We start from the raw sequence: 14,023 nt of genomic DNA on the forward strand, positions 1-14,023 counted from the left end.
CGTCGGGAACCGGGTTCGCCGAGCTCGACCTGTCACGACTCACACTGCTCGATCACGGCAGCGGCTGGAGCTTCCGCGGCCTGCGCAGGTCAGCCCTGACGGAGCACGAAGCGCTGGACCTTCCCACTGGGCGTCCTCGGCAGCTCGTCGACGAAGTGCACCGCGCGCGGATAGGCGTGCTTGGAGTACTCCTCCCGAACCAGCACCTGCAGCTCCTTCCCGAGGGCATCGGAGGGTTCGAACCCGTTCGCCACGACGACGAAGGCCTCGACGACCTCGCCCCGGACCCCGTCGGGATCGGGGCGCCCGACGACCGCGACCTCGCCGACCGACGGATGCCTGGCCAGGACGCTCTCCACCTCGAAGGGGCCGATGCGGTATCCGGCGGCCAGGATCACGTCATCGTCTCGAGCGGTGAAGGAGAAGAAGCCGTCCTCGTCGACGCGGCCGGAGTCGGCCGTGAGGTACCAGTGGCCGTCAGACGTGAACCTCTCGGCGGAACGCTCGGGGTCTCCGACGTACTCGGTGAACCAGAGCAGCGGGCTGCTCTCCACACTCAGGGCGATCTGGCCGTCGACGACGTTCGCGACGAAGCCCGGCATCGCCCGGCCCATCGATCCGGGCCTGATCGGCGCCACGACGGACTCGTGCCAGCAGTTGCCGATCACCATGCCGACTTCGGTCTGGCCGTAGTGGTCACGCACCTCGACGCCCAGCATTGACGCGGCAACCCGAGTGGGATGTGCGGTAGGACAAACGGGATCGATCTCGTTGCAGGCGGATCCAGCGTCGACCTACGCAAAACTGTTGCGCGCCTGTAGGGATTCGAACCCCTAACCTTCTGATCCGTAGATTGATGGCGAGGCGTCGGACGCCGACTCGGCACGCATGCAGCCGACGTCTACAGTGCTTCAAAGCAGCAGGTCAAGCATACTTCCCGCCCCAGTGACGGCGTCTGGCGGGAGGAGTCGCGATCTGTCGGCTTCGTGCCAATCAGCGCTGACCTGAGCAAACGCCTCAGCTCAGTAGTACCAGGGGAAGCGCGGCACGCTCAGCGGGTTTTGGTGGTCGATGACCGCACTAAGCCCGGATCCACCGATGGGCATGGTCGGAATGAGGTGATGGTGGCCGTTGCTGGGTGAGGACTCCGGAGCATGGGGATCCGCCGGACCTCGCTGTCCGGGGTGTTCCACGTTGTTCCTCGTCGCGCAGCTGGGGCTGCTGGGTGGTCAGGCCGCGAGGACGGGCGGTGGGTCGCTGACCCGGTCGAACAGTGCGGTCCAGGCGGTCTCCCAGGGCCAGGCTTGTGGCAGATGCAAGGTCACCCTGCGTGCTGAGGTCGCGACCCGTGCCGGCACGGTGATCAGCTTGCGACGGATGGTCGCGGTGGTGGCCTTCGTGAGCTGGGAGTCGGTCAGGCTGGCGGCGGCACGGGTGAGGTTGAACGCCATAACGGCCAGCACCAGCCAGGCGGCGTTGGCGTTGAACACTCCGGACGGCAGGTGCGCCAGCGCGGAGTTCTTGAGGTCGGCGTGGACCTGTTCGATGATGGCGTGAGCGCGGTGGGTCTTGTCCGCGGCCACCGTGTCGGCCACGTCGTGCTCGGTGGTGGTGAAGAACGCGTGGAAGCGCCAGGTGTCGAACAGGGTGGGGCCTGACCCCGGATCTTGGACACGCCGAATCCCGCACCCGTGAGGGTGGCGGGGAGAGCGAGATGATCCGAGAATCATGGCCAGGAAGAACTACTCCGAGGAGTTCCGTCGTCAGGCCGTCGACTTGTACGAGTCCACCCCGGGGGCCACGGTCCGCGGCATCGCCGAGGACCTGGGCATCGTGCGGGGCACGCTGCGCGGGTGGCTCGAGGTGTACGGGACCGGCAAGAAGACCGCTGCTGACGGGACGTTGACCTCCAGCCCGTTGCAGTCCAAGCCCACCAGCAAGACGACCTCGGGCCCGGGTGAGGAGTCGCCCGATCAGGAGCTGGCTCGGCTCCGCGCCCGGGTCGCCGAACTCGAGGTCGAGACCACCAAGCTGGCCACCGAGCGGGAGATTCTCCAGCGGGCGGCGAAGTATTTCGCCGGGGAGACGGTCTGGTGAGTCGCTTCCAGTTCGTCGCCGACAACTCCGCCACCTTCGAGGTGAAGCGACTGTGTGAGCTCGTCGAGATCGAGCGTTCGTCGTACTACGCGTGGAAGGCCGGGGCTCCTGCTCGGGCTGAGCGGGCTGCCGCGGACGCCGTGCTGGTCGAGCGGATCCGCGCCGTCCACGACGAAGACAACACTTGCGGGGCACCGCGGATCACCGCCGAGCTCAACGACGGCGCACCGGCCGAGGAGCGGGTCAACCACAAGCGGGTCGCGCGGGTGATGCGGGCCGCGGGGATCGCCGGCTACGTCAAGAAGCGGCGGGTGCGGACCACGATCCCCGAGCAGTCCGATCAGAAGGTCCCCGACCTGCTGAAGCGGGACTTCACCGCCCCCGCGCCCGGGCTCCGCTACGTCGGCGACATCACCTACCTGCCGTTGGCCGACGGGACAAACCTCTACCTGGCCACCGTGATCGACTGCTACAGCCGACGCCTTGCCGGATGGGCGGTCGCCGACCACATGCGCACCAGCCTCGTCGAGGACGCCCTCAACGCAGCCAAGACCACCCGCGGCAGCCTCGCCGGGGCGGTGTTCCACTCCGATCACGGGTCGGTCTACACGAGCAAGGACTACGCCCGGCTCTGCAAGAGTCTCGGCGTCACCCAGTCGATGGGCGCTGTCGGCACGTCGGCCGACAACGCGCTCGCGGAGTCGTTCAACGCGACTCTGAAGCGTGAGGTCCTCCAAGACGCCGCCTGCTGGGCTGATGAGGCCAGCTGCCGCCGAGAAGTGTTCCGGTGGATCGTGCGCTACAACACCCGACGCCGACACTCCTGGTGCGGCTACCTGCCACCGTCCACCTACGAGGCCCGCCGGGCCGCTACGCTGCCAACCGCTGCGTAATCAAACCCTGTGTCCAAGATCCGGGGGTAGGGCCCGACGACCCAAGTGCGGACACCGGTCTTCGAAAGCGAACAGTGCTTTGCCAGTGCGGACGACCACCACGTCAATGTCGCCGTAACGCACGACTGCACGCCCCTCGGCTAACAGCGCTTCTACCGACCCACAATCGACACGATTGAATCCCCTGGCCCGATGTCCCATATCGGGGTTCCGATGTCTGCGCAACCCTGTGACGATCCGACTACAGGAAAGCAAATCAGGCGCCTTTCACAGCCCGCTGCCGGACGCGCCGCCAGTGGTCGGACAAAGCACGGCATGCCGCGAAGTCACCTTGACGGTGAGCGCCGCCTCGACACCCTGCACGTCGAGCTTTATGACGTCACCGTCGGCCACCGGGCCGACCCCTGCAGGCGTCCCCGAGGTGATGATGTCGCCTGGGTTGAGGGTTGTTATCGACGAGGCATAGGCCACGAGCTCCGCGAAACCCCAAATGAGATCTGACGTGTTCGCATCCTGCCTGACCTGGTCATTGACGCGGCAAGTGAAGTCGAGGTTCCCGATCTGATCGACCTCATCAAGCGTGACGATCCATGGGCCCATCGGGGTGAATGTCTCGAACGACTTACGCGTGGAACGATCCTCACTGCCGCGCATCGTCATGTCCATGAGGGGCGTGAAGCCGAAGACATGCTCGAGGGCGTCAGCAGCGCTCACCTTTCGGGCGCGACGCCCGATGACGACCGCGACCTCCCCCTCGAAGTCGAATCGACGATCCGTATAGGGGAGCTCGACCTCACCCCCGTGGCCGACAATCGAAGATGGGGACTTGAGGAACAAGCCCAGGCCCGAGACCTGCACGTCCTCGTTCATCTCGATCTGGTGATCGATGTAGTTGACCGGCGCGGCGAGGATCTTGCCGGGGTCGGGGACCGGAGGGAGGAAGGACACCTCATCGAGCGAGAGAGGATCTCCTTCCGGACCCGTGAAGCCCCACTCCCCCGCATCTATCACTTCGATGAGTCGCCGCATTGCACTGATCTGCCCAGCCTTCGAAGCTTCGAAGCCGGGAAGAGGATAGACCTTGCCGCCCTCCACGACCCCGACGCGACCGTCGCCCAACGTAGCCACACGCATTAGAGTTCTCCTAAGTCCGTAGTGCAGGTTGTCAATGTGCTGGGGCGAACCCCTGACGCCTGAGAAATCAAACCGCCTCCTCGCGATAGAGGTTCAGGGCCTTCATCGCAGGCTCGTTCGAACTGGTGAACAGCACAGCGTCCTCATCCCGAGAGCCATTCCTGTGCTGATAGGCCAGCCAACCCGGAATGACGAAGACATCCTTTTCTTGCCACTCGAGCGTCTTCCCACCAACCTCAGTCGAGCCGCTGCCACGAACGACATGGCAGATCACACTCGAGGTCTGGCGGCGGGGACGCCCGACAAAGCCTGGCCTGAGCCGCTGGACCCGGCACCCGATAGTCGGAAGGACCGACCCCCCATCGACAGGGTTGGTGTACTCGAGCGACACACCGTCGTGTTCACAGCCGTCCGCGTCATCCCCGATAGCGGCAAGCGCGCGCTCGGTCTCGACCCAGGGATAGCTACCGAGGGGGGAGTGACGCTCCTGAGAGTTGAACCAGACCGGGTTGAGGCGACCGTGGATGAACTGACGCGTCGAGATCCCGTCGGGAACGACGGACTTCTGATACTTGTCTGGGCTTTGCTCGTAGAAGCCGGCTTCGAGGAGGTTGACCAACGGGTAGTCGAGACCGTCGAGCCACAGCATGGGATTATCGCCGGGATGAAAGTGGTCATGCCACTTCCAGCCGGCGGTGAGCAGGAGGTCTCCGGGATTCATGTACAGGCGTTCACCGTCGACCGTCGTGTAGACACCGCTACCTTCGATCACGAAGCGGAATGCGTTAGCCGTGTGGCGATGCGCAGGCGCTTGCTCCCCCGGCAGCAGGATCTGAATGCCTGAAAACAGGGTATTCACGGTCGCCGGCGGATCCTGGAGTCCCGGGTTCACCAGCATCAGAACTCTGCGTGCAGCGTCTTCAATCGGGAGACTCTCGGCGAAGTGCATCGCCACCTCCCGGAGCGCCTTGTAGTGCCAGACGATCGGAACCGCGGTCGGCTTCGGCTCGGGGAGGAAGAGGTCTCCGTAGTATCGCCACAACGGCGCCGCACCCTCAGCGGCGAGCCTGGTGTAGGCCTGTTCATCACTGGCAAAAGTCATGCTATGAGCTCCCGTTCGATCAGCGTTGTCACATCGGCGTTCGGCGAATTGAGCCAATTGAGCCAGTCGATCGGTTCGCCGTCTGAGGGGTCTCGGCGCACGATGCCGTCGCTCATTTACTCTGTATACTGAGGATCGTACCGCAGGCCATTCCTCTCGTCAAACGGGGTGAGACCTCCACGGGGCTGGAACCCAGCCCGGTCACCGACGGCTCGCCCCCGGCGCCTGCCGATAGCTTGAGACTCCTGACCCGAGGACGGTCGGTCCGCCGGCCGCAGCACCTCACCAATGGTCAATTCACCCGAGTTGAGTCCAACGCATCGCCGACCGCTTGCCCGTGCGATCGGCTCCGAACCACTTGATCGCGCCTGGCGCTACTCCGAGCTCGTTTGGGCACGACCGCATGAACGCGGTCGCTGCTGGAGCATCACCGGCCCCACCCGCCCCAGTCCGGCCGTCGAGCTCCACTTCCCGTCCGCGCAGGCGTACCCGCGCGGACCGAAACCGGTGATGACGAGATTCACGCCTAATTTCGGACCACGGTGCCGAGGTCTACCGAGAAGACCGATCCAGTGATTGATCGGGCCTCGTCGGAGCAGAGGAACGCCACCATGGAGGCGATGTCATCCGGCTCGAGCCAAGGCACCGGCAGCAGGTTGCGCTCTTGGAAACGCTCCATCACCGCCTCGGCCGACGGCTCCGCCAGATCCGGAGCAAGCAGCCCGGTCGTCGCATCGTTGTGGATGAGCGGCGAGTTCACGGTGCCCGGGTTGACGGTGTTGACACGGACCCAGTGCTGTCCCAGCTCGTTAGCCATCGACCTCATCAGGCCGATCAACCCGTGCTTGGCAGCCACGTAGTGAGAGCCGTTCGGGAAGCCGACCAGCCCGGCAGCCGAGCTGGTGATGATGATGCTCCCGCCTTCGCCCTGCTCAATCAAGTGAGGCACAGCCGCTTTACAGGTGTGCCAAACACCGGTGAGGCACACATCGATAACTTCCCGCCACTGCTGCTCACTGAGCTCGTGCATCAAGCCGAAGCTCCACACCCCCGCGTTCGCGCACACGATGTCGAGCCGCCCAAGCTGAGCGATCCCGGCCTCGAGGGCCGAAGAGAGACCGTCGTACGACCGTACGTCCGCCTGGGCAGCGTAGACACGCCGCCCATGCTTCTCGACGAGACGAGCCGTCTCCTCCAGGTCCTCAGGCGTGGCCGCAGTCGCCACGTTGGTGGGGACGGCGTCGCAAATATCGATAGCAATGATGTCCGCGCCCTCGCTCGCAAGCCGGACCGCGATTGCGCGGCCTTGGCCGCGCGCCGCCCCAGTTACGAATGCCACCTTGCCGTCGAACCTTGCCATTGTGACTCCTAGACACGCCTGCGTAAAATTGTTCAGGGTACGGATGATTCTTGGCCTCAACCTAAGGGGGCAGAATGACAGTGTCAACCGTCTCGACGGGCCTGGTCGGCGCGACGGAGATCACCCTCGTTGACACCCAATTGCCGCTCCCTGTACCGTCACGTAGACGCTTCTTCCGTGTACAGATCTTTTTGATGGCGCACCTCCGTGAGTAGAGGAAGGACTGAATGAAGTTGAACATTGAGCACGACAGCCTCTTCTATGGCGGCGAGTGGAAGTCTCCCCACGCCGGCGGCAGGATCACGGTGGTGTCGGCCAGCACGGAGGAGACGATCGGCTCGGTGCCCCTGGCGTCCGAGCGCGATGTGGATGCAGCCGTGAGGGCTGCACGTAGCGCATTCGACGACCCGGCAGGATGGGCCTCCTGGGAGGTCGCCCGTCGAGCCGACGCCATGGAGCGCCTTGCAGACGTCATGGAGACGCGTGGTGCCGAGCTCGCCAAGCTGGTCACCGCACAGAACGGGATGCCGATCAGCCTCAGCATGCAGGCCGAGGCCAACACCGGGCCGCTCCTGCTGCGTTACTACGCGGCACTCATCCGTGAGCTCGGAGAGGATGAGACAAGAGTGACCGCGGGCCGAACGACCCTGATTCGACATGAACCCGGTGGCGTGGTCGCCGCCATCGTTCCGTGGAACTTCCCCATGGGGAGCGCTCTGCTCAAACTCGCACCTGCGCTGGCAGCCGGGTGCAGCGTCGTCCTCAAACCTGCCACGGAAACCGTGCTGGATTCGTTCCTGCTCGCACAGTGCATCGAATCCGCTGGGATACCGGCCGGCGTGGTCAACATCCTGCCTGCAGACCGCGATACCGGCGCCTACCTGGTCGGCCATCCGGGGGTTGATCGCGTCGCATTCACCGGGTCAACCATCGGGGGACGAAAGGTTGCAGCGCGGTGCGCCGAGCTCTTGCGTCCTGCGATCCTCGAGCTTGGCGGGAAGTCTGCCGCTATCGTTCTTGACGACGCCGACCTGGTCACGCTCCGGGACCAGTTCCTCTACAACACCATGCTGAACAGCGGACAGACCTGCTGGATCAGCACTCGCATCTTCGTGCCACGGAGTCGCTACGCGGCCTACGTCGATGACATCACGGAACTGGTCTCGTCACAGATCGTCGGTGATCCGTTCGAGGCGACGACAGAGGTCGGGCCAATGGTGAGCTCGACCCACCGCGACCGGGTTGAGCGATACATCAACGCGGGGATCGCAGAAGGTGCACGTGTGACGACCGGCGGCGGACGCCCCGTAGGGCTCGACCGTGGTTGGTACGTCGAGCCGACGATCTTGGCCGATGTCGACAACGGGTCGATCGTGGCGCGGGAGGAGATCTTCGGCCCCGTGTTGTGTGTGATTCCTTATGGCGACATCGACGAAGCGGTCGAACTAGCCAATGACTCCGAGTACGGCCTCGGGGGTTCGGTGTGGTCCGCTGATCCGGACCGTGCCGTCAACATCGCCCGACAGTTCCAGACCGGGTCGGTGAGCATCAACGGGACACCGGCCGACCTTGCCGCTCCGCTCGGCGGAGTAAAGGCCAGTGGCCTCGGACGCGCACTCGGACCAGAAGGACTCGAAGAATATCGATCGATCAAGTCCGTCTATCTGCCCACCGGGTCACCAACGCCGGCTCCGGTCCTCTGAGTCGGCCAACCCATCGGCCACGTCCGGCAGCTCGACTCGCAAATCGCTGTTCCTGATCGCGCTGGCCGCACACACCCGACTGCTCGGGCTGACCGCCGCCTGGACCGATCCGGACATGGGCGATCGTGGGCATGCGTTGCTCATATCAACGACACCATTATCGAGGTCCAGGGTCATCCCTACCGAGATCCCGGGCTCGGCTACTCCGGCATCCGCGGACTCAACGCGCTGCTCGCTGCCGTCACCACGACGAGCAGCACCCCGGTGATCACAGCCGAACGCCCTCCAGAAGACCTCGAGCCAATCACCGCGCGGTGCCAAGCGTGTAGACGGTATGACTGACCCCGTCGTCGTGAGGGGGTGCGGGCCGGGCCTCACTCACAAAACGGGCCAAGCTGACCCCTTCACATGAGCACGTGCGGTTCCGACTATGACGCGGTGCTCACGGTGAAAGCCCGCCGCGACCGGGCAAGTCCTTCGGATCGGCAACGGATGTCCTGGTCGAGGGAGCTGACCTCCCTCACGACCTACGGCCGGGTGACACCAACTCATGAGCCGCAACGCCTAGGAGTCGCGGAAGGGCCCCTTCGGCAGGGTCAATATCGCCATCGGCGGCCTTCACGTGGTCACCCAGGCCGGGGGATCGTCGTGGGCGCTTCGGCCGCACTTTCGGATGTCAACCGGATCACCGGCCCCACACCAAGCCGGTGTGAGGACTCCTCAAATACCGGCCAGAAGTTCTCGGCCCCCATCGCTGCCCATCACCTTGCGGATGTTCTCAGAGATGCGCCACCGACCGTCGACACGGCGAAACACCCACCTGTTCAGGCTGTGATTCTGATACGCAACCTCGGGGGCGTAGTTGCCCACGGCACGGGAGTAGATGATCGCGTCACTGATGATGAGCGCAGTTTCATCGTCCAACAACCGGAACACCGAAGGCTGGCCGCCGGTCTGGTGTTGGCATCGGCCGACCAGTCTCTTGTGGCGTGGCTCGGTAGCGGCCTCGTAAAGCTCCTCGTGGCCGACAAAGCGGCCGAACTTCTCCGGCCAACCAACGGTCGTTGGGTCATCGACTAGAGGATTAAGCTTCTCGTCGAGGTACGCGGAGTCGTCGAAGTAGTTGAACTCCATGACTGCGTCCTCTGTAAAGATGCCCACCCACTCGTCTGCCAAACCGAAGTCGGCGTAGAGCCCGTAAAGGGTTAGCAACTCATGGCAATCGCGCTCCGCCTCCAGGGCGAAGATTCGCCGCTCAAGGTCTTGGGCGGCGGACTTTCCAACTGGTGTCTTTGACATTGGCACTCACTTCCGCTATAGCTAGCTTGGCAAGGAATCTATCAGCAAACTGAGCAGCTTCCGATGGAGATTGTGCAGCCTCAGGACGATCCACCGATGGGAAACTTCGGGCCTGCCTGCCGTAACGCGAAGATGCCCCGCCGGGCTGGATGTCTGGGCCTTGCGACGGTTCCAAAACACCCACCAAGGAGGGCACCTTCGGCATCGCACTGGATGCCCACACCAAAAATCACGAGCTGGCCACGCGTCCGGTCAATGCGAAACTCATGCGAGGAGGCGAATGTCTCAGAATCCCTGTCGGCCGACCCGAGCATTGTCGTGATCTTCTCGACCTTTGGGATTGTCGCACCCATCGATCGAGATCTCTTCAACGGTAGTACGCGCCTGTCCCCGCACTGGCGCTTTCAGACGGGGCGCCCTCATCAATCGATTGCTCACTCAACGACGGGTCCAGGAGGAGCTGATCGCTCCTCCTTGTTGCTTCCGACACGATGAACCATGTCGCCGATTCCGGCCACAGTGGTCTCATGCGCAGCGATCAAGCTAAGGAGTTCCAAGGCAAGTTGAGGGGCGCGGGGAGCTGATCCCACAACTCCGCCGGGATTTCGGCCGCTGCGTCATCTAGGAGCGCTTGGACACGCTCTGGTCGCGACAAGCCGACAACCGTGGAGGTGATGCGCGGGTCGCGCATCGAAAACTGAAGCGCGACGGAGCGAAGACTGACGTCGAACGACTCGCACAACTCATGCAGTTGATCCACGGCCTGCAAAGCATCCGCATTCGGCGGCGCGTATTGGTACCAAGCGCTGCCTCCACGGGGAGCCGCAAGAAGCCCGCTCGCGTATGGGCCAGCGTTTAGGAAGGCCATGCCTGCATCTGAAGCCTTGTCAATCAACGAGTCCGCCGACCGGTCGAGAAGCGTGTAGCGGCCGTAGTTGAGCAAGATGTCAAGATTGCCCGTATCCACATACCGCGCCATTTCGACCACGTCGCCGCCGGCAACGCCGACGAGACCGACCAAGCCTTCATCCTTGAGTCGGAGCAGTTCCTCCATTGCACCGCCGCGTGCCATCACATGCTCAAACGGGAACTTCTCCGGGTCATGGAGGAAATAGACGTCGATATGCGAGAGTCCTAACCGTTCCAAGCTCAGTTCAAAGGAGGCGCGAACCTGCTTGGCCGAGAAGTCACCGCGGCGTGCTGTGCCATCACCCTCAGCATCTGCCTTAGTGGCAATAACGAATCCCTTGGGCATGCGGCCCTCGCGGATAACCTTGCCGATGCGGACTTCGCTGTCCCCGTACTCGCTAGACGTGTCCATGAAGTTGATAGGCGAATCGAACACAGCCTCTACAGTCGCGATGCCTCGCTCTTCGCTGACATCGTAACCGAATGCGGTCGGCATCCCCCCAAGGGGTCCGGCCCCGATGCAAAGGTTCGATACCTCCAGACCCTGCGAAATTTCCGTAGTTCTCATGCCATTCGCCTTCGTCTCATTAGTGTTTTCTCACACACGGTCATCAGCGTACTGATGATTCTAGGAACCCGACATGCGCAGTGTCAAGCACATCGAGCCAGCGGGCGGCGATCTCGGGTTAGTCCCAATTTAGGTCCTCAATTCGCGGATAGCGGCGTGGCCACAGTGGGAGGCACACCAATATTCAGCAGACTCCGATAACCTGACGAGTCAGGCCAATCGGAACGGGTCCCTCGCGTCCGCGTTGGTGTCGATCCAGACGGTCTTCGTCTCTGTGTACTCGCGCATGACCTCGATGCCGTTTTCGTGGCCGAGCCCGCTCTTCTTGACGCCGCCAAAAGGCGCGGCATAGGAGACGCGCCTATAGCAGTTGACCCAGACCGTGCCAGCGCGCACTGCTTTGACCATGCGCTGCGTCCTTCCGAGGTTTGTTGTCCACACAGCCGCGGCCAAGCCGTAGGGGGTGTCGTTTGCGATGGCGATGGCCTCAGCTTCCGTCTTGAATGGGACGATCCCGACCACCGGCCCGAAGATCTCCTCCCTGGCGAGCTCCATCGTGGGCCGAACGTCCACCAGAACGGTAGGAGCCACATAGAAGCCCCCAGGAGTTGGCGCTGGATCGGGCCGCCCACCACCCGTGACGAGCCGAGCTCCCTGCTCCTGAGCCGTCTCGATCCTTCGAAGCACACTGGCGTACTGGTCGGCCCAGGTCAGGGCGCCCATCTCGGAGCCCCAATCGAACGGGTCCCCGATCTTGATCGCCCGGACACGCGCAACCAGCCGGTCGATGACCTCGTCGTACACGGATTCATCGAGCAGCACCCTCGATCCGGCCGTGCACATCTGGCCACCGGCCGCAAAGCCCCCCGACAGGATGCCGTTGACCGCCAGGTCCAGATCGGCATCTCCAAAGACGATGTTCGGTGACTTGCCTCCAAGCTCGAGAGAGACACGCGTAAGATTGTCGGCAGCTGCGTGCATGACGCTCCGCCCCGTGGCGGTCGAACCCGTGAAGGCAACCTTGTCGACATCGGGATGCGAGGCTAGGGCGGCACCGGCGTCCCGGCCGCCGGAGACGACGTTGACAACGCCGGGCGGGAATCCGACTTCTTCCAGGACCCGAGCGAACTCAAGCGTGGAGACCGGCGCAACCTCGGACGGCTTGATTACGATCGTGTTCCCTGCCGCCAGGGCCGGGCAGAGCTTCCAGAGCATGAGGAAAATCGGAGAGTTCCAAGGGGTGATGGCCCCCACGACACCCAGTGGCCCGGGAACCGTGTAGGTGAAGGTCTCATCCATGGGCACTGTGTTGGTACTGCCCCCAAAGCTCTCCGCCAGGCCGGCGTAGTAGTAGCACCATCCGCTGAACGCTCGTGCTAGCCCGATGGTCTCTCGGATCACCTTCCCTGTGTCCAGCAGCTCGTGGACCGCCAATCGCTGAACAACGTCCTCCCTGGACAGCACGTCCGCAAGCCGACGCAGCAGGGCTGCCCGCTGCGCGGCGCTCGTCTCGCGCCAGCCGTTCTCGAAGGCAGCGCGCGCAGCCTTGACCGCTGCATCGATGTCGTCGGCTCCGCCTTCAGCGACCTCAGCCCAGGGCAACCCTGTGGTCGGGTTCGTCGAAGTGAACGACTTCCCCGATCGGGCATCGACCCACGCGCCGCCGATGTATAGCTGGTAGCTCGCCAAGCCGTTATACGGGTTCGTCAGCCGCGGTTCTTCGAGCACGCTGGTCATGTGAGCTCCTTGTCCATTGCGCCGAGCCCATGCTGCTCGACGACGAAAGCGTTCATCAGGTGGCTCAGTTCGTCCCCTTCGATCCCGAACTCGCTCAGAATCGCTACGGTGTGCTCGCCCGCATACGGCACATCGCCGACCGGCAGGTCAGGGTCAGCGGCCGGGGTCCGTGGCAACACGGTCCCAGTTGAGGTGGTCCCCCACATGCCCATGGCATCTAGCTGAGGGTCGTCGATGAGCGCACCGATCGGCCGGACCACCGCGGCGGGGACACCGACAGCAGCCAAACGGTCGACCACCCTCTCCGCCGGAACCATCTCGAGCGCCCGCTCGATCTCAGCGATCAGCTCAACCCGGTTGGCGTTACGGATCACGTTGTCACGAAAACGATCGTCGTCTGCGAGTTCAGGCACACCGAGGGCCAGTGCGGCTCGTTTCCACATCGCATCGCTATTGACGCCCACCATGACCAGTCGGTCAGAGGTTCGGATGGCTTGATACGGCGCGAAGTTGTGCTGGGCCGAACCCAGCCGCGTCGGCTCTACGCCGAGACGCGTGGAGACCAGATGGTGCAGCATGTAGCTGATTGCTGTCCCCAGCATGGTCGACTGGACTCGGGCCCCCTTTCCGTCGTGCTGCCGCTGCAGGAGCGCCGCGAGAATCTCGAGCGCCGCCCACGTTCCAGCCCCGACGTCAACGACGGCGCCCCCCACCCGGGCGGGCTCGCCCCCCGGGTGGCCAGTGAGATCCATCAGGCCCGAGTAGGCCTGGACCACCGCATCGAAGCCTGCGACGCCGGCAAGGGGACCCACGTTGCCGAAGGCGTTCACGCTGCAGTAGATCAGACGTTCGTTGATCTCCCTCAGAGCGTCCCAGCCCAAGCCGAGGGCATCAGCCTTTCCTGGGCGCATGCTCTCGATGAAGACATCGGCGTGCTTCACCAACTCATGCAGGAGCCGCTGGCCCTCCACGCTCTTGGCGTCGAGGACGATCGACTCCTTACCTCGGTTGAACGCCGAGAAGACACTTGAAAACCCGTCAGTGTCCTGAGGCGACCACGTCCGCGAGACGTCGCCACCCGGTGGCTCGACCTTGAGCACTCGGGCGCCGAGGTCTGCGAGGATCAGGGTCGCCGACGGTCCCGCAATGTTCACGGTGAGGTCGACGACCGTAACCCCAGCGAGCGGGCGATCTAGGCCTTGCATGATCAACCTTCCTGAG

General features: G+C 63.7%; 11 protein-coding genes and 1 pseudogene. 2 read left to right on the forward strand and 10 right to left on the reverse strand.

Annotated elements, in window-relative coordinates; translation table 11 throughout:
• Nucleotides 1-89: 89 nt before the first annotated feature.
• Both ACUP6Y_RS22270 and ACUP6Y_RS22275 read right to left on the reverse strand, forming a co-directional pair.
• On the reverse strand, nt 90-704 hold the full coding sequence (locus ACUP6Y_RS22270; protein ID WP_462553192.1) for an AMP-binding enzyme: 615 nt from the start codon (nt 702-704) through the stop codon (nt 90-92).
• Nucleotides 705-1,229: 525 nt separating this feature from the next.
• Nucleotides 1,230-1,652 (reverse strand): annotated as a pseudogene (locus tag ACUP6Y_RS22275) (transposase); the annotation flags it as partial.
• Between the two features lie 76 nt (nt 1,653-1,728).
• On the opposite strand from ACUP6Y_RS22275, the gene ACUP6Y_RS22280 reads away from it, so the two are divergent.
• Nucleotides 1,729-2,990, forward strand: a protein-coding gene (locus tag ACUP6Y_RS22280) for an IS3 family transposase (protein ID WP_462553193.1) whose coding sequence is annotated in 2 segments (ribosomal slippage) — nt 1,729-2,077 and nt 2,077-2,990 — 1,263 coding nt in all. Because the reading frame shifts where the segments join, the coding sequence is not laid out codon by codon here.
• On the opposite strand, the gene ACUP6Y_RS22285 is transcribed toward ACUP6Y_RS22280, so the two are convergent.
• From ACUP6Y_RS22285 to ACUP6Y_RS22300, 4 genes are all read right to left on the reverse strand, one after another.
• Nucleotides 2,991-3,191: a Rieske (2Fe-2S) protein gene (locus tag ACUP6Y_RS22285; RefSeq protein WP_462553194.1), complete on the reverse strand. Its 201-nt coding sequence runs from the start codon at nt 3,189-3,191 to the stop codon at nt 2,991-2,993.
• Between the two features lie 66 nt (nt 3,192-3,257).
• Entirely contained in the window at nt 3,258-4,085 is an 828-nt protein-coding gene (locus tag ACUP6Y_RS22290) for a fumarylacetoacetate hydrolase family protein (protein WP_462553195.1), read from the reverse strand.
• A gap of 106 nt (nt 4,086-4,191) precedes the next feature.
• Entirely contained in the window at nt 4,192-5,226 is a 1,035-nt protein-coding gene (locus ACUP6Y_RS22295) for a cupin domain-containing protein (protein WP_462553197.1), read from the reverse strand.
• 526 nt (nt 5,227-5,752) lie between these two features.
• Nucleotides 5,753-6,586: a mycofactocin-coupled SDR family oxidoreductase gene (locus ACUP6Y_RS22300; protein WP_125038036.1), complete on the reverse strand. Its 834-nt coding sequence runs from the start codon at nt 6,584-6,586 to the stop codon at nt 5,753-5,755.
• Between the two features lie 227 nt (nt 6,587-6,813).
• Here ACUP6Y_RS22300 and ACUP6Y_RS22305 point away from each other — a divergent pair, with 227 nt between their 5' ends.
• The gene (locus tag ACUP6Y_RS22305; protein ID WP_462553198.1) at nt 6,814-8,289 is read left to right on the forward strand and encodes an aldehyde dehydrogenase; all 1,476 of its coding nucleotides are present in this window, start codon (nt 6,814-6,816) and stop codon (nt 8,287-8,289) included.
• A 720-nt stretch (nt 8,290-9,009) separates the two neighbouring features.
• On the opposite strand, the gene ACUP6Y_RS22310 is transcribed toward ACUP6Y_RS22305, so the two are convergent.
• From ACUP6Y_RS22310 to ACUP6Y_RS22325, 4 genes are all read right to left on the reverse strand, one after another.
• Nucleotides 9,010-9,588: a nuclear transport factor 2 family protein gene (locus ACUP6Y_RS22310; protein ID WP_462553199.1), complete on the reverse strand. Its 579-nt coding sequence runs from the start codon at nt 9,586-9,588 to the stop codon at nt 9,010-9,012.
• Nucleotides 9,589-10,126: 538 nt separating this feature from the next.
• Nucleotides 10,127-11,065, reverse strand: a complete 939-nt coding sequence (locus ACUP6Y_RS22315) for an aldo/keto reductase (protein ID WP_462553200.1) — start codon at nt 11,063-11,065, stop codon at nt 10,127-10,129.
• A gap of 210 nt (nt 11,066-11,275) precedes the next feature.
• On the reverse strand, nt 11,276-12,802 hold the full coding sequence (locus ACUP6Y_RS22320) for an aldehyde dehydrogenase (RefSeq protein ID WP_462553201.1): 1,527 nt from the start codon (nt 12,800-12,802) through the stop codon (nt 11,276-11,278).
• On the reverse strand, nt 12,799-14,007 hold the full coding sequence (locus ACUP6Y_RS22325) for a CaiB/BaiF CoA transferase family protein (RefSeq protein ID WP_462556798.1): 1,209 nt from the start codon (nt 14,005-14,007) through the stop codon (nt 12,799-12,801). Before ACUP6Y_RS22325 ends, ACUP6Y_RS22320 begins: the two co-directional genes overlap by 4 nt.
• Nucleotides 14,008-14,023: the final 16 nt, after the last annotated feature.

It is taken from the genome of Nocardioides sp. S5-5 (assembly GCF_054954065.1).